Source organism: Sphingobacterium sp. ML3W, from assembly GCF_029542085.1.
Lineage (GTDB): Bacteria > Bacteroidota > Bacteroidia > Sphingobacteriales > Sphingobacteriaceae > Sphingobacterium.
The window spans coordinates 3,601,255-3,620,096 of record NZ_CP107036.1 but is presented as its reverse complement, the minus strand read 5'-3'; the positions used below and the strand labels follow the sequence as shown (position 1 = coordinate 3,620,096).

17 protein-coding genes are annotated in these 18,842 nt (G+C 38.8%); 14 read left to right on the top strand and 3 right to left on the bottom strand.

Features of this window, described 5'->3' with window-relative positions:
* Positions 1–9 precede the first annotated feature (9 nt).
* The 5 genes from OGI71_RS15395 to OGI71_RS15375 all read left to right on the top strand — a co-directional run bounded on the left by OGI71_RS15395 (position 10) and on the right by OGI71_RS15375 (position 6,465).
* On the top strand, positions 10–1,308 hold the full coding sequence (locus OGI71_RS15395) for an MFS transporter (protein ID WP_282250113.1): 1,299 nt from the start codon (positions 10–12) through the stop codon (positions 1,306–1,308).
* A gap of 20 nt (positions 1,309–1,328) precedes the next feature.
* Positions 1,329–2,057: a (Fe-S)-binding protein gene (locus OGI71_RS15390; protein WP_282250112.1), complete on the top strand. Its 729-nt coding sequence runs from the start codon at positions 1,329–1,331 to the stop codon at positions 2,055–2,057.
* Positions 2,058–2,081: 24 nt separating this feature from the next.
* Positions 2,082–2,972: a TIM barrel protein gene (locus tag OGI71_RS15385; protein WP_282250110.1), complete on the top strand. Its 891-nt coding sequence runs from the start codon at positions 2,082–2,084 to the stop codon at positions 2,970–2,972.
* 245 nt (positions 2,973–3,217) lie between these two features.
* Positions 3,218–4,792: a peptide MFS transporter gene (locus OGI71_RS15380; protein ID WP_282250109.1), complete on the top strand. Its 1,575-nt coding sequence runs from the start codon at positions 3,218–3,220 to the stop codon at positions 4,790–4,792.
* Positions 4,793–4,875: 83 nt separating this feature from the next.
* The gene (locus OGI71_RS15375; RefSeq protein ID WP_282250108.1) at positions 4,876–6,465 is read left to right on the top strand and encodes a peptide MFS transporter; all 1,590 of its coding nucleotides are present in this window, start codon (positions 4,876–4,878) and stop codon (positions 6,463–6,465) included.
* Positions 6,466–6,552: 87 nt separating this feature from the next.
* Here OGI71_RS15375 and OGI71_RS15370 read toward each other — a convergent pair whose 3' ends face one another.
* Entirely contained in the window at positions 6,553–7,845 is a 1,293-nt protein-coding gene (locus OGI71_RS15370; protein ID WP_282250107.1) for a hemolysin family protein, read from the bottom strand.
* Between the two features lie 147 nt (positions 7,846–7,992).
* A complete protein-coding gene (locus tag OGI71_RS15365; RefSeq protein ID WP_282250105.1) occupies positions 7,993–9,339 on the bottom strand; it encodes a Gfo/Idh/MocA family oxidoreductase in 1,347 nt (448 codons plus the stop codon).
* 232 nt (positions 9,340–9,571) lie between these two features.
* On the opposite strand from OGI71_RS15365, the gene OGI71_RS15360 reads away from it, so the two are divergent.
* A complete protein-coding gene (locus tag OGI71_RS15360; RefSeq protein ID WP_282250104.1) occupies positions 9,572–10,678 on the top strand; it encodes an aminoglycoside phosphotransferase family protein in 1,107 nt (368 codons plus the stop codon).
* A gap of 74 nt (positions 10,679–10,752) precedes the next feature.
* Positions 10,753–11,412, top strand: a complete 660-nt coding sequence (locus OGI71_RS15355) for a carbohydrate-binding family 9-like protein (RefSeq protein WP_282250103.1) — start codon at positions 10,753–10,755, stop codon at positions 11,410–11,412.
* 26 nt (positions 11,413–11,438) lie between these two features.
* Here the strand turns inward: OGI71_RS15355 and OGI71_RS15350 are convergent, their stop codons facing one another.
* On the bottom strand, positions 11,439–11,777 hold the full coding sequence (locus tag OGI71_RS15350; protein ID WP_223585151.1) for a DUF2853 family protein: 339 nt from the start codon (positions 11,775–11,777) through the stop codon (positions 11,439–11,441).
* A gap of 227 nt (positions 11,778–12,004) precedes the next feature.
* Between OGI71_RS15350 and OGI71_RS15345 the strand changes: the two genes are divergently transcribed.
* The 7 genes from OGI71_RS15345 (at position 12,005) to OGI71_RS15315 (ending at position 18,812) form a co-directional block, all read left to right on the top strand.
* Positions 12,005–12,253: a type B 50S ribosomal protein L31 gene (locus OGI71_RS15345; protein WP_077437478.1), complete on the top strand. Its 249-nt coding sequence runs from the start codon at positions 12,005–12,007 to the stop codon at positions 12,251–12,253.
* Between the two features lie 78 nt (positions 12,254–12,331).
* Positions 12,332–13,504: a putative sugar nucleotidyl transferase gene (locus OGI71_RS15340; RefSeq protein WP_282250102.1), complete on the top strand. Its 1,173-nt coding sequence runs from the start codon at positions 12,332–12,334 to the stop codon at positions 13,502–13,504.
* A 5-nt stretch (positions 13,505–13,509) separates the two neighbouring features.
* Complete coding sequence (gene tpiA / locus OGI71_RS15335; protein ID WP_282250101.1) at positions 13,510–14,277, top strand: triose-phosphate isomerase; 768 nt, start codon at positions 13,510–13,512, stop codon at positions 14,275–14,277.
* Between the two features lie 9 nt (positions 14,278–14,286).
* Complete coding sequence (gene prmA, locus OGI71_RS15330; protein WP_282250099.1) at positions 14,287–15,126, top strand: 50S ribosomal protein L11 methyltransferase; 840 nt, start codon at positions 14,287–14,289, stop codon at positions 15,124–15,126.
* A 7-nt stretch (positions 15,127–15,133) separates the two neighbouring features.
* Positions 15,134–16,504 carry a Mur ligase family protein gene (locus tag OGI71_RS15325; protein WP_282250097.1) on the top strand — a complete coding sequence of 457 codons (1,371 nt, stop codon included), beginning with the start codon at positions 15,134–15,136 and terminating at the stop codon, positions 16,502–16,504.
* Between the two features lie 66 nt (positions 16,505–16,570).
* Entirely contained in the window at positions 16,571–16,900 is a 330-nt protein-coding gene (locus OGI71_RS15320; protein WP_120259412.1) for a helix-turn-helix transcriptional regulator, read from the top strand.
* Between the two features lie 136 nt (positions 16,901–17,036).
* Positions 17,037–18,812: a peptide MFS transporter gene (locus OGI71_RS15315; RefSeq protein WP_282250092.1), complete on the top strand. Its 1,776-nt coding sequence runs from the start codon at positions 17,037–17,039 to the stop codon at positions 18,810–18,812.
* Positions 18,813–18,842: the final 30 nt, after the last annotated feature.

Sequence of the window (18,842 nt, the reverse complement as noted above, 5' to 3'; positions counted from 1 at the left end):
CCAATTTAAATGGAAGCAATTGTAAAAAACAATAAAAAACTGATTCGTTCATGGGCGATGTTTGATTGGGCCAATTCCGCTTACAACCTCGTGATTACTTCGACCATTTTCCCCGTATACTATACCGCAATTACAACGACAAAGGAACATGGTGATGTTGTTAATTTCTTTGGTTTGAAGATTGTCAATACTGCGCTTTCTAATTTTGCTCTGGCTGCTGCTTATTTGTTGATGTCATTTTCTTTGCCTTTTATATCATCGTATGCAGATGCCAAAGGATTGAAAAAACCGATTATGAAATTCTTTACTTATGTGGGAGCAATTTCATGTATGTGCCTGTTTTTCTTCAAACTCGATACCTTGGAGGTCGGTATTATCTGTTTTGCTTTGGCCGCAATGGGTTATATCGGTGGGGTGTTGTTCAATAATTCCTACTTGCCGCTGTTAGCAACTGTAGATCAACAGGATCGGGTGAGTGCGCAGGGGTTTGCTTTTGGTTATATCGGTTGTGTGACCTTACAGATACTTTGTTTTATCGTGGTTTTGAAACCGGAGTGGTTTGGTATTATCGATCCATCTTTGCCTGCCCGGATATCTTTTCTGATGGTGGGACTGTGGTGGTTGGGCTTTTCCATGATTCCATTTAAATATTTACCTAAAATTGAAGCCACAGGCAATAATATTGGTAAAAGCTTTGTACAGAATGTGCGGGATGAATTTAGCCATGTGATCCATAAAATTAAAGGTATACCCGAAATAAAACAGTTTCTACCCGCTTTTTTCTTCTACGCGATCGGGGTACAGACATTGATGATTGTCGCATCCTCGTTTGGAGAGAAAATTCTTCATCTAGGGGCTGAGCGATTAATTGCTACAATTCTTTTAATTCAACTTGTCGCGATCTTAGGCGCATTTTTGATGTCGTACCTATCCAAGCTTTTTGGAAATATTAAGGTGCTGATCGTCGTTGTGATGATCTGGATTGCAATCTGTATCGCTGCATTCTACTTGTCTACAGCAATGCAGTTTTATATTATTGCCGCATTAGTCGGTTTGGTTATGGGCGGAATTCAATCTTTATCGCGGTCAACCTATTCCAAATTGATCCCAACGGATATTAAGGATACGACGGCTTTTTTCTCTTTTTATGATGTTACAGAAAAGGTGGCTATCGTCATAGGCTTGTTCTCCTTTGGCCTGATAGAACAGATTACACACAATATTCGCTATTCTGCATTGGTACTTTCTTTATTTTTTGTAATTGGATTGTTACTTTTGGTTCGGATATTAATATCCAATAAATCTTAATTTTATTGATTGAATTAAATATGAAGGTAGAACTTTTTGTTCCTTGTTTTATAGATCAGCTTTATCCAGAAACCGCTTTTAACACGATCCGTTTATTGGAGAAAGTGGGTTGTGAGGTGAGTTATAATCCTGATCAGACTTGCTGTGGGCAACCAGCTTATAATGCCGGTTTTTGGGACGATGCGAAGCAGGTAGGAAAGAAGTTTTTAGAAGATTTTTCGGGAGACCATGTCATTATTTCTCCTTCGGCCTCCTGTACCGGTATGGTCAGAAATGGTTATAGCGATCTGTTCGCAAATTCTGCAGATTCCCACCAATGTCATAAAATACAACAACAGGTCATAGAGGTTTCCGATTTCTTGGTCAATGTATTGAAAAAGGATTATTTTGGTGCTGAGTTGGAAGGTGTTGGAGTATATCATGACTCTTGTTCAGCCCTGCGCGAGTGCAAGATCAAGGATGAACCGAGAAAACTGTTGAGCAAGGTGCTGGGATTGGAAATGGTAGAAGTAAAAGATAGTGAAACCTGTTGCGGTTTTGGTGGAAGTTTTGCTGTCAAGTTTGAGGGGATATCGGCCGCCATGGCGGAACAGAAAGTCAGGAATGCCATGGCATTGAATGCTGATTATATAATTTCGACAGATTCGTCTTGCTTGTTGCAACTGCAAGCGTATATTGATAAACATAATTTACCCATCCAGACCATGCATCTCGTGGATGTACTGACTACTGGTTGGGGAAATATATAAATAACACACTTTAAATCTAAACACATGAATTCTAGAAGAGATTTTCTTAAAAACCTTGCATTAGCCTCTGCTGGTGTAGCATTGGCGCCATCGTTGGAGAGCTTTGCTGTAGCAAAGAAAGACTGGTTTGACATTTCCTTGGCTGAATGGTCATTGCATAAAACTTTATTTAAAGGTGATCTGAACAATTTGGATTTCCCGGTTATAGCTGCAAAAAAATATGGTATCTATGGTGTAGAGTATGTGAATCAATTCTTTAAAGACAAGGCTAATGATAACAATTACCTGACTGAGCTGAACATGCGTGCAAAAGATAATGGTGTAAGGAATGTGTTAATAATGGTTGATGGTGAGGGAAATCTTGGTGACGAAGATGAAACTAAAAGAAAACAGGCTGTACAAAATCACTATAAATGGATTTCTGCGGCTAACTTTTTAGGTTGCCATGCCATCCGCGTCAATGCAGCTGGTAAAGGTACACCTGATGAAGTCAGCAAACGTGTGGTGGAAAGCTTGACAGCGTTGTCTGATATCGGAAAGAAAGCAGGTATCAGTATTATCGTTGAAAATCATGGTGGTATTTCCTCGCATGGTGACTGGTTGGCTAAAACTCTGAAAGCTGTGGGAAGCAAATATTGTGGAAGCTTACCTGATTTGGGTAATTTTTATGAATATGACCGTTATCAAGGTGTGACAGACTTAATGCCTTATGCGCATGGTGTAAGCGCGAAAACACATGATTTTGATGCGAATGGTAATGAAACTCAAATTGACTATGATCGTATGTTAAAAATCGTGAAAAAGGCGAAATTCAAAGGCTATGTTGGGATTGAGTACGAAGGAAGTAAATTGAGTGAAGAGGAAGGAATCTTCGCAACTAAAAAATTATTGGAGCGCTTGCGTCCATTGATCTAATATAAAAGTATATAAACAAAGTTCTTTTCATACTATTGGGAAGAACTTTGTTTTTAACCGAGAATTTAATCGGTAGGAGATATCCTATTGAAGTAAATCTAAATTTTGTCCATATTTATTTTGTCAACCGATTTGATTGCAGCACCTTCTTTGGTGACCTATGAATATAGGACGATCTGGTCTGGATAGCAATGGATAAATTGAAATCACACTACCTGATATTGAAAAATAACGATTAGAAAAACATGAATTTTGAAAAAGATGCTGTTCTGGAATCTCACTTAAATCAAGTGGGGGCTGAACGAGTATTGGTGAAAGGGCATCCCGCAGGATTATTTGTCTTGTTTTTTACGGAGATGTGGGAACGTTTTAGTTACTATGGCATGCGTGCGCTATTGGTAAACTTTCTGGTTTCGACGATTGCGCAACATGGCTGGGGCTGGACAAATTCGGAAGCTATGAAGTTGTACGGTCTGTATACGGGGATGGTCTTTTTAACGCCTTTATTCGGTGGAATTATCGCGGATCGTCTGACAGGATATAAAAAGTCTATCATGGTAGGGGCGATCATCATGACCCTAGGCCATATTTCGATGGCTATGGAGGGATTTAATAAAAATTTCTTTTTGGCTGGATTGATCCTTATTGTTCTGGGAAATGGTTTGTTCAAGCCTAATATATCTTCTATGGTTGGTAAACTATATCCTGATAAGGGTGGTAAAAAGGATGCCGGATATACGATTTTCTATATGGGGATCAATGGTGGTGCCTTTTTGGGCATGATGCTGTGCGGTTATATTGGCGAGAAAATAGGCTGGCATTATGGTTTTGGACTTGCCGGTATATTTATGTTTCTGGGCATGTTGCAGTTTTACTTTGCACAACGTATTTTTGGGAAAATAGGAGATACGCCTGAAAAAGAAAACACGGTTTCGGAAAAATTGAATCGGGACGATGAACACCCAAGGCATATTGTTCGTGATCGGCTATTGGTCATCGCGATTTTTATGTTCTCAAGTATTGTATTCCATTTAGCTTTTGAACAGGCCGGAGGTTCGATGACCATATTCGCCAAAAATTATACCCAGCGTGTACTGAGCGGAGATGTTGCCACAATTTTTAAATGGGCAGATTTCGCGTTAACTATCGTACCTATTGTTGTGATTACCGGAGTACTGTTGGTATTGGCGAAGAAAATAATCCGTAAATACCCCTTAATCATACTCTTTTCCAGCGTCTCATTTGTGATTATTTGGTCGTTGTGCCTATGGAAGGTGTACCGTGAATATCATGGCATGAATTCGGAAGTGACCGTGTCCTGGTTTCCCATGCTCAATTCTTTCTTTATCATTACTTTGGCAACTTCATTCAGTAAGATCTGGGAGCGTGTATGGAACCCTTCCGGACCGATTAAGTTCGCGATGGGCTTAACCTTGGTCGGTGTTGGGTTTGCGGCCTTAGCAATAGGGAGTGCAGAGATTCCAACAGGGGCAAAGACGGCTTCGGTCAGTATGATCTGGCTAGTGCTCGCTTACTTTTTTCATACAGTGGGTGAGCTTTGCATCGGCCCCGTGGGTTTGTCTTATGTGAGTAAATTGTCGCCAAAGAAATTCTTGGGACTGTTATTTGGTTTTTGGTTTTGTGCCAACGCCATCGCTAATTTTATTGGTGGGTTTATTGGTTCTTACATTGATAAGATTACCGAATCACACTCCATGTCTTTTTTCTTTGCTGTGTTTACCGTGATACCTATGATAGCGGCAGTATTTCTACTGCTTGGTAATAAAAAAATAAAAAAGATGATGCATGGGATTGATTAATTCATAGAAAAATAGTGTATCTTCATGCGATTTTTATCAAATTAAAAACAAAACCTGAGTTATAAAACAATTATTGAAATTATATGAATCAAGAAAAAGATCAAGTTCTTGTAGCACATCTGGCCAAGCAGGGGATAGATGACAAGATGGTAAATGGGCATCCTGCCGGATTATTTGTGCTGTTCTTTACGGAAATGTGGGAGCGTTTTAGTTATTATGGAATGCGGGCGCTATTGACCTTGTTTTTAATCAGTACTATCGCTGATGGGGGATGGGAATGGAGCAATGAACGCGCAATGAAGTTATATGGTTTATATACAGGTTTTGTTTATTTGACTCCGCTGATCGGTGGTATGATTGCGGATAAATTGACCGGTTTTAAGAAGGCTATCTTGATCGGTGCATTGATTATGACGCTGGGTCACCTATCCATGGCTTTTGAGGCCGTCAATTCAGGCTTCTTTTTCTTAGGTCTACTCTTGATGATCTTGGGAAATGGGATGTTCAAACCGAATATCTCCTCAATGGTTGGAAATCTATATCCAGATAAAAGTGCGAAGAAAGATGCTGGTTACACGATTTTCTATATGGGTATCAATGCTGGTTCATTTTTGGGAATGCTTTTGTGTGGTTATATCGGTGAGAAGATCGGTTGGCACTATGGATTTGGTTTAGCAGGCGTTTTCATGTTTTTTGGAATGTTACAATTCTATTTTGGTCAGAAAATATTCGGAATTATCGGCGATACTCCCAAAGCTTTACAGGCTTATCACGATGAGAAAGTCAAAAATAAAGAAGAGGTTGATGAGGTCATACCTGGTCATGTCGTTAGAGACCGTCTTATTGTCGTCACAATATTCATGCTTGCCAGTGTGGTATTCTTTTTATCTTTTGAGCAAGCCGGAGGTTCAATGTCTATTTTTGCCAAAGATTATACACAGCGCGTACTTTCGGGGGACTCAGCAGTGGCCTTTAAATGGATTGATACTATCCTAACGATTGTTCCCATTGTTATTGTAACTATTGTATTGACTGCTCTGGCAAGAAAGATCTATAAGCAATATCCATTGACAATTTTGTTTACAGCGATTTCCTTTGGTATTATCTGGTGTTTGGGCTTATGGAAAGTATTTCGTGAGATCGGTATAACAGGCTCGGAGGTTGGCGCTTCTTGGTTCCAGATATTAAATGCATTTTTTATTATTTCGCTAGCATCGTCTTTCAGTAAATTCTGGGAAAAAATATGGAATCCTTCGGGACCTGTAAAATTCGCTATGGGTTTGATCTTGGTCGGTATTGGTTTTGCGGCCTTGGCTTACGGTGCAAATGATATTCCGCAGGGGGCAAAAACAGCTTCAGTTAGTATGATATGGCTTGTTATCGCTTATTTCTTCCACTCAGCGGGAGAACTTTGTCTGTCACCCGTAGGACTTTCTTATGTTAGTAAACTCTCTCCAAAGAAGTTTTTAGGCTTACTTTTTGGCTGTTGGTTCTGTGCTTCGGCCATCGCTAATTTTATTGGTGGATTTTTAGGTTCCTATATTGATAAAATTACAGCGGAGCATTCGATGTCTTATTTCTTCATGATCTTTGCTATCGTTCCAGCTGTAACTGCATTATTATTGATCGTTTTCAATCCTATTCTGAAGAAGATGATGCACGGCATTAACTAAGATAACTGTCTTAAAATTAGAATAACAATAAAGGGCCGATCATACATGATCGGCCCTTTATTGTTATTGAAAGTGATAAACTTTGTTTTATTCCTCGATTTTTAATAACAGCTTATCTATACGATTGCCATCCATGTCCAATACTTCAAATATCATATTTTTGAAGCGTACACGTTCGCCCTCCTCAGGGACGTGATCCAGTAATAAAAATACCAGGCCTCCGACTGTCGTGACATTGTTGATGTCGTCCTCGTCTTCTTCTGAAAGGCCTACCTCAAATTCATCCAGGAGATCCTCGATCTGATATTGGCCATCAACAACATAGTCGCCACTTTCCAATTGACGCATTTTGGGGCGTACACTGATATCGCTTTCGGTAATGTTACCAACCAGGTCGCCTACGATATCGCGTAGTGTAATAATACCTTGTGGAGAGCCATATTCGTCAATAACCACGGCTTGGTGCACCTGCGATGTCCTCAGCGCATTCATAATACTATATGAAGGACTGAATTCGTTGACGAACTTGATCGGCAGCAGAAGTTCCCTGAGATCAAAGGGTTTGTCTTGAAAACACTGTCTAAGCAGAGATTTGACATGAACAACACCTTTGATATTGTCCAGTCCACCTTCGCAAACAGGATAAATGGAATGGTCATTGTCAAGGATAATCTGCCTGTTTTCTTCAAAACTATCTTCAAGATCCAGAAATACAATATTCTTGCGGTGAGTCATCAGATTGATAGCTTTTTTGTCGCCTAAGCTGAGAAGACGATCCACGATGTCGTGTTCAATACCTTCAATTACACCACTATCAACCCCCTCGTCCACCAATGCCTTGATCTCTTCTTCGGTAACACTGTTTCCCGTACTTTTGATATTGAGGATCTTGACAATAAACTCAGTAGAGGCACTCAATAACCAGACAAATGGTCTGACAATCTTGCTGAGCAAGTTCATGGGGTAAGCAATGAACATAGCATATTTTTCAGGAATAGCCATGCCAATACGCTTGGGTACCAGTTCGCCAAGAACCAAAGAAAAATAGGTAATGATCAGCACCACCAAAACAACTGCTAACTCGTGGCTATAGGGGGCGAGTATACTTGATTTATTAAAAACTTCGATCAGGTAGGCAGAGATGCTACCACCCGAAAAGAAACCTGTTAAGATACCAATTAGCGTAATCCCAATTTGTACTGTGGATAGGAAGCTATTGGGGGATTCCTTGAGATGTAGTGCAATCTTGGCAGCTGGATTATTCTTATCGCTCTCGGCCTGTAAGCGCGCCTTTCTGCTGGAAACAATTGAAATTTCGGAAGCAGACAGGATTCCATTTAAGATGATTAGTACTAAGATTATAATTGCTTCGGTGAGCATAATGTTATGGAAAAATTGTTTGTGAACGCTAATTTAAGAAAAAGGCAGCCTAAATAGTAGAACTATCGGTATTATATTAAATACCATAACGAAAGAAGCTGTATCTTTTCGGGATACAGCTTCGTTGGTTTATACTATTTTTTGATATTACATACCGCTATCGTCAAGCATAAAGGTGTTTTTCTTTGTCTTCCACTTCCCTTTTGTGAAATCTGGGAACTCTAAAGTTTTATTACCTTTTTTGATAGATTCTGTAGAAAGTGGGAATACTGCACTCATCGTTACTGAATCATAAACGTCAATTGGCGTTTGAACTTTTTGTTTTACAGCTTGGATAAAAGCATTGAATACAAACCAGTCCATACCACCGTGACCTGAGCCAGTTGCTAATTCTTCGTATTTCTTCCAGATAGGGTGGTCGTATTTTTTAACCCATTCGTCTGCCGGATCCCAAGTATGTGGTTTTGATTTACCTTCGATATGGATACCTTTAGCTACGTCCATCCAGATACCGTCTGTACCCTGTACGCGGAAACCGATAGAATATGGTCTTGGTAAATGGGTATCATGTGTTAACAACATTGTTTCACCATTTGCACATTGTAACATCGTTTGTGTAATGTCGCCGTTTTTATAGTTCAGCTTGCTGTTAGCGTGTCCTGGTGATACTTTATTCACATAAGCCGCCAAACCACGTGCCTTACTTGAGTAAGATGTGATGTGTGTAAATCTATTGCCTTTGTTGATGTCAACAAATTGCATGATTGGACCTAAACCATGTGTTGGGTAAAGGTCACCATCTTGGTCAATGTTGAACTGTGTACGCCATTGTGCTTCAGAAAGTGCTTTTGGTCCGTACTCTACACCATGACCGTAATAACTCTTTCCATCATTGAATAGAACTTCGCGTAAATCATGTTGATAACCACCTTCAAGATGTAACAATTCGCCGAATAAACCTTGTCTGTGCATATTTAGTACAGCAAGCACATCGCGACGGAAAGCAACATTTTCCAATGTCATGTAAGGTTTTCCTGTCTCTTCAGAAGCTTTTACGACATCCCAGTGATCTTGTACGGTCAAGCCTGCGATAACCTCACAACCTACATATAAACCCGCTTTCATGGCATCAATAGCTTGGTCTTTGTGAAATTGCCAAGGTGTTGCGATGATAACGGCATCTAATTTTTCGCTGCTCAACATTTTTTTATAAGCATCAACGCCTCCAGTATACTCTTTCGGAAGTTTGGTGCCTTTCTCATTGAACTGTTTACGGCATTGTGCAAGAGATTCTTCTTGTGTATCACATATTGCCACAATTTCTAAATCGTCTCTATGTAAGGCAATCTGAACGTGATTACGTCCACGAAGGCCAACCCCGATAAAGCCGATTTTTATCTTCCCGTTTGTTTGAGCAAATAAGTCTGTGCTTGAAAGAACGCCGATTCCAGCGGTAGTGATGGCAGTTGATTTAATAAAATTTCTTCTATCCATTGTTTTGAGATATGAGGAGTTTGTATATTAGTTATTTATCTTAAAATAAGAACCGTCTATGTGACTGGCTCTTATCAACAAATATATTATTTCATTTGCTATAAATGAAAGTGCAAACGATTGTTTAAATTTATTAAATTTCATGCAATCGTTTGATTGAAATAAAAATTATCATTTATTAATTCAATTTATGATATTGCAAGCACATTGATGATTTAAAAAACATAGTTTAATGTCTGATTTTAACCAATTAGTAGTAGAGAACGCAGCAAAACAATTCACATTAGAAGGAGATATCATTTCAGTGCAGCCTTTTGGTTCTGGTCATATCAATGATACTTATCGTGTAATTACCTCTATAGATCGTGGAATATCGCATTTATTGCAACGCATTAACCATCACGTTTTTCCAAATGTGGACGGCTTGATGCATAATATTGAAATCGTAACAAAACACCTCAGCAAAAAAGTAAAAGTTGCCGACGGCAAGCAGGTTAGTGATCATGTTCTGACGATCATTCCTACACTGGAGGGCAAGTTATATACAACGGATAGTACCGGGAATTACTGGCGTATGTTTATCCTGATCGAGGATACGAAGAGTTATGATATTGTAGAGACAGAAGTGCAGGCGGCGGAAGGCGGACGTGCTTTTGGACTGTTCCAGAAACAGCTTTCTGACCTGGATGCTTCCCGTATTGTGGAGGTGCTTCCTAATTTTCATAATGTAGAATTCCGACTTGATAACCTGAGAAAGGCTATCGCAAAAGATGTCTGCCAACGTGTTCGTCTGGTGCAAGATAAGCTGGATTTTATCTTTAGCCGTGAAGACCGCATGAAGACGATTCTGGATTTGGGAAATAAAGGTGCATTGCCGCTACGTATCACACATAACGATACAAAGTTTAACAACGTATTGCTTGACGTTCATGATAAAATGCAATGTGTAATTGATTTGGATACAGTAATGCCAGGGTATGTGGCCTATGATTTTGGGGATGCCATCCGCACCATTATTAACCCCGTTGCTGAAGATGAGAAGGATATATCGAAAATCGTGCTGAACCTTTCGTTGTATAAGGCTTATGCGGAAGGGTATTTGGAAGAAGCAAACGAATTTTTGACTACACTGGAAAAAGAAACTTTAGTGGATGGCGCATTTTTGTTGCCTTATATGCAAGGTGTACGTTTCTTGACTGATTATATCGAGGGTGACCACTATTATAAAACCAAATATGACGAACATAATTTGGTACGCACCAATACACAGCTGAAATTGGTAGAGGAGATGGAAAAGAATGAGGAATTTATGAGAAAGGTAATTTTTGATTGTATTTAACGATTTTATACCTTTAATATTTTTGAGAAGCTTCCATCTGATGATGAAGCTTCTTTTTCTTAACTTTATTGTATATGAAGAAACTAACCATTCTGCCTATTGCATCAGATTTGACCGGCAGTCACAATTTTAATCAGCTTTCGGATCTTGTCAAAGATTTGGAATGGAATACATTGGAATATAGTAATTGGAGCGAGTCGTATCCTTACAAGCCGCAGGTGCGATTTAAAATTGGTTACACACAAAAAGCATTGCTGTTGCAGTTTGATGTCGCAGAAGAGCAATTGCGTGGAAATTATGCGGAGGTGAATCAAAATGTATGGGAGGATAGTTGTGTAGAGCTTTTCGTTTCGTTTGACGATCGTAAGCATTATTATAATCATTATTATAATATTGAGTTTAATTTGATAGGAACAGGACTGATCGGCTACGGCACTCCTGATAAATCAACGAGAAATAGGCTCAGTGCGGCGGAGATTGAGACGGTGCAGGCATTCTCCATGATTGAACGGCATAGTGGCACTGACAGGCGTTGGAGTATGATCCAAGTCATTCCACTGGCTGTCTTTAAATTTAATGATACAAGTGATCTGAAAGGGAAGAAAATACATGGGAACTTCTACAAGTGTGGTGACAACCTAAAAAGTCCGCATTTTCTGTCATGGAATAAAGTAGATAATCCAACCCCTAATTTCCATTTACCTCAATTCTTTGGGGAATTGATTTTTGGATAGAAGTTGGATTATTAAAATGTTGATGCTTATTGGTAAACAGATTCTTTTTTGAATTTTTTTGCCAATAAAGCATACACCAAAACACGGTATTTATTTTTATTGGATTTACCAATAGCGGTAATAACCTCTTCTAATGCCTTGTCTAAATCAGGACCATCTTTAAGACCTAATTTTTTGATCAGGAAATTTTGCTTGACACGATTAAGCTCCTCGGGATCTGATGCTGCAATAGTTTCTGAATCTGCATTGTAAATGGAAGGTCCCATTCCTTTTGTCACTTTTGCAATAAACGCATCATCTAGTGATAGACCTAGTTTTTTGGATTCTGCAGTATATGCAGCAATTTTTTCATCTAATTTGCTCATAATTATGTAAATGATTTAATTGTAGTAAGTTAAGTTAGGAGAAAAAACTTGGAAAACAAAATAATTCTTGGCGGATAAATAAAGATTGTTACATTTGTAACCGTTTAAGTGCCGGTAACTGAAAGTGTGGAAAAATTCAGCGAATTATTCTTTGCAATTGTTGCAAATTACATTTTTATAAATTATCTTTGCACCTCAATAATTGAATATACGTAATCATAATAATAATGAAAAAAGATTTGCATCCTTCAAATTACAGATTAGTTGTATTTAAAGATATGTCAAACGACTATGCTTTTATTACTAAATCTTGTGTTGACACGAAAGAGACTATTCAGTGGGAAGATGGTAATGAGTATCCAGTTGTAAAATTAGAGATTTCTCATACATCACACCCTTTCTATACAGGTAAAATGAAATTGGTTGATACTGCTGGACGTATCGACAAATTCCGTAGCCGTTACAACAAAAAATAATTGTAGCAGATCTGTATATTACAATATTAAGAACTCGATAAATGTTATTTGTCGGGTTTTTTTTATTATTTTTATTTTGTGAAAATCTTTTTTGTAGATTGTTTTGATGCTATCCGACCGTTGGATAAGCTCACTTTCCCGCTGACTTCTTTTGATAAAAAGAGTTTATATCCTTTTACCTTTATTAAATCCTGTCTTGACTTACGTGTCGGTATACTGACACTAAGGGAGAAATGGTATAGGTTGGCTCAGGTGTTCAAATTAGAGTTTGTTGAAGGTGATGTTCTGGAAGATAGTATTGTATGCCTGTCCGAGAATATTATTCCATCTGAGGGCTTATTGCGGGCTATTACTGCAATGGAAGCGGGAGAGGCCTTACAACAAAATGGAACAGTCTTCGCCTGGCGATATCATCAAGAGGGTACCTTTAAATTAAAGGATGCTGATGACACCATATCTTTGTTGAAAGGGGTAGAGGACCTGTTTTTATTAACGGGCGCTGAAATTGTCAATGATTTCAACCTTTTAGCAAAAAAGACAGCCGCTGTGACAGTCTCTCCGACAAACCGGTTGCTGGGTACGGATTTTTACATTGCTGAACAGGTCACGATGGAGTGTGTGACACTCAACTCGACCACTGGACCCATTTACATTGATGAAGGTGTTACAATTATGGAAGGAGCATATCTGCGGGGGCCTTTATACCTAGGGAAGGGGGCTGTCGTGAAAATGGGCGCAACAATCTATGGGAATGTATCTGTTGGTAAGCAGAGTGTTGTAGGTGGTGAGGTAGGTAATTCAGTTATTGGTGACTTCTCAGCAAAAGGTCATCACGGCTATTTGGGCTGTTCGGTCATTGGTGACTGGTGTAATCTCGGTGCAGGAACATCCAATTCAAATCTAAAAAACAATCTAAAAACGGTAACGATCTATGATTATAAACTGGAAGACTTTAGAGATACAGGCTTATTGAAGTGTGGCGTTTTTGTAGGTGACTATACACGAGCGGGGATCAACTCATCTTTCAATACCGGAACTGTAATTGGAATTGCAAGTATGCTAGCAGATACAAGTTTTTATGCTAAATTTGTACCGTCGTTTGCCTGGGTGTTCAATGGAGATACACAGATCTATAACTTTGATAAGTTTATGGAGTATCTGGAAGCGCTATATATGTCGAAAAATGAGGAACTACCGGAACGGCTCATAAGGGAATTGAATCAACTTAACAAAAATATAATTAAATCGTAAAAATCATGCGTAAGAAAATCGTAGCTGGTAATTGGAAAATGAATTTAGACTATCAATCAGGATTAAGTTTATTCTCTGAAATTATCAATATGGCCAAAGATGAAGTAATTGGAAATCAGGAACTGGTTGTTTGTAGCCCTTTCATCCACTTGTCAAGTCTTGGGCAATTATCTAAGAATGTTGCTAATGTGAATATTGGTGCACAAAATATTCATCAGGCGGAGTCTGGAGCATACACAGGTGAGATTTCAGCAGGTCAGGTAAAATCGGTAGGTGCTTCACATGTGATCTTAGGTCACTCTGAAAGACGTGCTTATTTTGGTGAAACAGATGCGTTGTTGGCTGCTAAAGTAGATGTCGCGCTGAAACATGGCCTGACGCCTATATTTTGTATCGGAGAAACAAAAGAAGAACGTGAATCGGGTGATTTCTTTGAAATAATTAAAACACAATTGACAGCTGGATTGTTCCATTTGTCCAATGAAGCTTTTGCTGCAGTCGTATTGGCTTATGAGCCAGTTTGGGCGATCGGCACAGGACTTACGGCTAGTCCAGAGCAAGCGCAAGAAGTTCATCAGTTTATCCGTCAGGTTGTCGCAGAAAAATACGGACAAGAAGCAGCGGATAACACAAGTATCCTTTATGGTGGGTCTTGTAATCCGGGCAATGCCAAGGATCTATTTGCACAGGCAGATATTGATGGTGGTTTGATTGGAGGAGCTTCTTTGAAATCGAGAGATTTTATAGATATTGCCAAAGTGTTTAACGGCTAATTTTTAGAAATGAAATACATAGAGGTTATCTTTCAAATGCTATCGGGTGAGGAATGGCAAAAAGATCTATTGGTATCTGATTTGGCAGACATCGGCTTTGATACTTTTGAAGATACCGAATCAGGATTTGCAGCTTATATTCCAGCTGCAAATCTTGATTTGCAAGCATTAGAAACGTTAATGCTAAATCTTGATGAAGGACTTGAAGTAGACTATAAGGTTCAGGAAATTGAAAACCAGAATTGGAACAAACTCTGGGAAAGTAATTTTAATCCCATTGAAGTCGGTGGACAGTGTTATGTACGTGCTACGTTTCATGACGCAAAACCTGATTTCCCTTATGAAATAATCATTGATCCTAAAATGTCCTTTGGAACAGGACACCATCAGACCACATCGATGATGCTCCAATATATTTTGGAGAATGATTTTGAGGGTAAGCAGGTGCTGGATATGGGCTGTGGTACGGGTATTCTAGCGATCTTGGCGTCCAAAAAAGGCGCTAATGCTGTTCTGGCAGTAGATTATGATGAAATCTGTGTGGACAGTGTGATCGAAAATAGACTGCTTAATACCGTAGACAATATCGAGGCTATTTGTGGTTCCTTCGAAGTTTTAGAAGGCCGAATTTTCGATACTATCTTAGCAAATATCAATCGAAATATTCTATTGGAACAATTACCACAATATGCTTTAAGTATCAATAAAAATGGAGAGTTGTACTTAAGCGGATTTTATGAACAGGAAGATTTGGCGATGTTACGTGATACCGCTGCGTCTTTAGGTTTCGAATTTATCTCCAAAAAAGTTTTAAATAATTGGTGTGCAGCCAAGTTTGTGAAACGGTAACAGAGCGATGCGTATTCATTTTATAGCGATAGGTGGTAGTGTGATGCATAACCTTGCCATTTCTTTGGCAAAGCAGGGGCACCAAATTACTGGATCTGATGATCAGATTGTGGAACCTTCCCGTTCCCATCTCATCGAAGCTGGGTTATTGCCAGATCAATTGGGTTGGTTTGCCGACAAGGTGACGGAAGATATTGATGCCGTTATTTTGGGGGCACATGCGGAAGCAGATAATCCCGAATTAAAAAAAGCGCAGGAATTAGGCCTGAAGATCTATTCTTTTCCAGAGTTTATACAGGAACTCTCCCAGGATAAAATCCGTGTGGTTATTGCAGGGAGCTACGGGAAAACAACGATTACGAGCATGGTTATGCACGTCATGCGCTCCTTAGGAAAAGAATTTGATTATTTGGTCGGGGCGCAATTAAGAGGTTTTGATAAACTTGTGGATATTACCAAGCATAATAAGATTATTATTATCGAGGGAGATGAATATGTTTCGTCCAAAATTGATTCCAAGTCGAAATTTTTATATTATAAGCCTAATATCGCCCTAATCTCTGGTATCGTATGGAATGAATTTAATTCCAAAATATCTCAAGAGGAATATATTAAACAATTTGAAGATTTTATTGATTCCATACCTCCTAAAGGAACGCTGATCTATAATAAAGAAGATGCTGTTCTCCAAAAAGTTTTGCAGGATACCAAAGACTGCAAGATTAACCGGCATGGCTATAAGATCCCCGATTACACAATCAATAAGGGTGTTACCTATCTAAATACCGCAGACGGAGAAGTTCCTTTACAAGTGTTCGGGAAACATAATCTGTCTAATATCGCAGGCGCTTATACCGTCTGTGAATGGTTGGGTATTAAAAAGAAAGAGTTCTTTGATGCAATAAAGAGTTTTAATACATCTATCCGTTATCTGGAGTTTGTGGCGAGCTCAGAAGGATCTGTGGTCTATCAAGATTATGCCTGCAATGCGGATAAAGTTAGGTCGAGTATTCATGCTGTAAAAGAACAATTTCCTAATCAGAAATTGGTCACAATTATCGAATTAAACTCGTATGATAGTTTAGATTCGTCCTTTTTGTTACAATATGCGGACTCGATGGGAGAGTCGGATCTCTCTGTGGTCTACGTGAATATCCACTCCTGTAAGGAACTTAATAAGGATATCGAAAGTGTTCCTGAGAACATCAAAAACAGTTTTAATAATCCTGATTTAGAGGTTGTTGTGAGCTTAGATGGCCTGTATTCTTTTTTGGATGGGGTTAAATCTAAGGGTTACAATTTACTACTTATGAGTTTAAATAATTATAATGGGGTTAATCTCTCCGTGCTCGCTGATCGGTTTTTTAGGGATTTTTAGAGAAAAAAATATAATTTAATGTAAATTATATTTTTATTTACTATTTTTGTTTAAAATATCTACCAGATGAATGCATTAGGAAAAAAAATCAGATTACTTAGACACCAGAAGGGGTGGAGTCAAGAGGATGTTGCAAAGCGATTGGATATCTCAATCCCAGCATTTTCTAAAATTGAAACAGGTATTACAGATGTAAATCTGTCGCGCCTAAATCAAATCTCAAAATTATTCAATTTGACAGTTGTTCAACTACTATCTACTTCTGATTCGGAAGAGGATAAAGAGTATGTCAATGAGGTCAATGCGTTAACGCAAAAGTTGCAACTACGTGATGGCGAAGTTATCGAACTTCAGAAAAAGGTCATTGATCTTTACGAACAATTGCACAAAAGATAGGGCATATTAAAAATGTTACTGAAAAGGCAATCCAAATGGGTTGCCTTTTTTTGTTTATGCAACTTTATTTTGGCCAAAAGTGATTTTGTTTTTGTTTCTTTGTAAGTATTTTTATAAAAATAAAGGTTGATTACTTATGGGGAGATTAAACGGGGATATAACTACTAGCCCGTCGAACGATTTTTTTAAATCGAATGTACTAGGACAGCGCTCAGGGCTGTTCGTACTTTTCTTTACAGAGATGTGGGAACGGTTTTCATTCTATGGAATGCGTGTCCTATTGATGCAATTTTTAACTGCTGCAGTTATCCAAGGTAACCCGTTCTCTGGCTGGGCCTGGACAGCACAACAAGCAGGTGCATTGTACGGAACATATGCAATGATGCTTTATCTGACACCAATACTCGGTGGAATCATCGCCGACAAATACATCGGATCCAGAAAAGCTGTTATTATCGGCTCAGCAATCATGACATTGGGACATGCTGCAATGGCTTTTGATACTGCGATCATGTTTTTTCTGGGATTGATCTGTTTGGTTATCGGAACAGGTTTTTTCAAACCGAACATGCCTTCAATCCTTGGCGAAATGTATAAAGACCTTCCTGAAAAGAAGGACGGAGCGTATACAATATTCTATATGGGTGTCAATGCAGGTGCTTTCTTTGGGATGATGCTATGTGGTTACATCGCTGAAACATATGGATGGCATTGGGGATTTGGATTGGCGGGTATTTTTATGCTACTAGGTACACTTCAGTTTGTATTCGCAAAACCACTCATGGGCAACCTTGGTATTTTAGACAAATCTGCGGCCGGAGAGAAGAAAGAAGTTATTGTCAATGATACGGATACTAAAAACCCGTTTACAATAAAGGATTTCGTGCTTATCGGTATTGTCGCTATAATAGGCTTTGTATATGCCTTCAATGACCCATTGTCGAAAAATGGTATTATTGATGTTTTCGCCGGGCTGGATACTTCTTTTTTGAGAGGTCAATATATTATGGTCATTATTGCATTGATCTTGTTTATTTATTTGATCGTTTCCCGGATTTTGCGTTATGACAAGACTGTGCGGGATAGAATGTTTGCCGTGGTGCTTTTGGCGTTTTTCCTCATCTTCTTTTTCATGAGCTTTGAACAGGGGGCAACCTCATTGGTCATTGTCGCAAGGGATAATATCGATAGAGCGCTTACAGGTGCTGCATTAACGACATTTAATGTGGTCAATGGTTTATTAACGGTTGTGCCATTAGCAATTATCAGCTGGGTTTTAATAAAACTAGCAAAGGTAACCTGGGATAAGATTGCCATCTCTAATATCGTATTATTTGTCTGTTTTGGACTGATCTGGGGCGCAGCAATCTGGATGCTTTATCAGGAGTTTAATAAAGAAGCTTCGGAAATAAAAGTATCCTGGTTTTCTATCCTCAACTCATTTTTTATCATTGCACTAGCTTCCTCGGTGTCTAAGATATGGGAATCGAAATACAATCCTTCAGCTGCCTTTAAATATGGTTTTGGTCTGATATTGGTTGCCATAGGATTTTTGATTATCGGATTAGGTTCATGGGGTATAGCTCCAGGGATGAAAATTTCTATGGTATTTCTCGTCTTGACTTACCTATTTCATACTTTGGGAGAATTGTTTATTTCTCCAGTGGGCCTATCCTATGTTTCTAAATTGGTTCCAGCTAGGATGTTGGCTTTTATGTTTGGCATCTGGTATCTAGCAATCGCTATTGCACAAAAAGTTGCAGCGGTATTGGGCGGACAGGTGGAAACAATTCAACAAGAATATTCATTGAGTCACTTTTTCTTTTTATTTACGGCTATTCCAGCTTTGGCCGGATTGCTTGTCATGCTGTTCAATCCTTTGATCAAAAGATTGATGCACGGAGTTAAATAATAACTATATAAGCTTCTTTTACGAAAGAAG

Bases quoted from the DNA above. Each gene is read 5' to 3' on its own strand.
- OGI71_RS15380 (WP_282250109.1), top strand. From the start codon at position 3,218: ATGAATTTTGAAAAAGATGCTGTTCTGGAATCTCACTTAAATCAAGTG.
- prmA (WP_282250099.1), top strand. From the start codon at position 14,287: ATGAAATACATAGAGGTTATCTTTCAAATGCTATCGGGTGAGGAATGG.
- OGI71_RS15385 (WP_282250110.1), top strand. From the start codon at position 2,082: ATGAATTCTAGAAGAGATTTTCTTAAAAACCTTGCATTAGCCTCTGCT.
- OGI71_RS15355 (WP_282250103.1), top strand. From the start codon at position 10,753: ATGAAGAAACTAACCATTCTGCCTATTGCATCAGATTTGACCGGCAGT.
- OGI71_RS15395 (WP_282250113.1), top strand. From the start codon at position 10: ATGGAAGCAATTGTAAAAAACAATAAAAAACTGATTCGTTCATGGGCG.
- OGI71_RS15350 (WP_223585151.1), bottom strand. From the start codon at position 11,777: ATGAGCAAATTAGATGAAAAAATTGCTGCATATACTGCAGAATCCAAA.
- OGI71_RS15365 (WP_282250105.1), bottom strand. From the start codon at position 9,339: ATGGATAGAAGAAATTTTATTAAATCAACTGCCATCACTACCGCTGGA.
- OGI71_RS15320 (WP_120259412.1), top strand. From the start codon at position 16,571: ATGAATGCATTAGGAAAAAAAATCAGATTACTTAGACACCAGAAGGGG.
- OGI71_RS15315 (WP_282250092.1), top strand. From the start codon at position 17,037: ATGGGGAGATTAAACGGGGATATAACTACTAGCCCGTCGAACGATTTT.
- OGI71_RS15370 (WP_282250107.1), bottom strand. From the start codon at position 7,845: ATGCTCACCGAAGCAATTATAATCTTAGTACTAATCATCTTAAATGGA.
- OGI71_RS15325 (WP_282250097.1), top strand. From the start codon at position 15,134: ATGCGTATTCATTTTATAGCGATAGGTGGTAGTGTGATGCATAACCTT.
- tpiA (WP_282250101.1), top strand. From the start codon at position 13,510: ATGCGTAAGAAAATCGTAGCTGGTAATTGGAAAATGAATTTAGACTAT.
- OGI71_RS15375 (WP_282250108.1), top strand. From the start codon at position 4,876: ATGAATCAAGAAAAAGATCAAGTTCTTGTAGCACATCTGGCCAAGCAG.
- OGI71_RS15345 (WP_077437478.1), top strand. From the start codon at position 12,005: ATGAAAAAAGATTTGCATCCTTCAAATTACAGATTAGTTGTATTTAAA.
- OGI71_RS15390 (WP_282250112.1), top strand. From the start codon at position 1,329: ATGAAGGTAGAACTTTTTGTTCCTTGTTTTATAGATCAGCTTTATCCA.
- OGI71_RS15360 (WP_282250104.1), top strand. From the start codon at position 9,572: ATGTCTGATTTTAACCAATTAGTAGTAGAGAACGCAGCAAAACAATTC.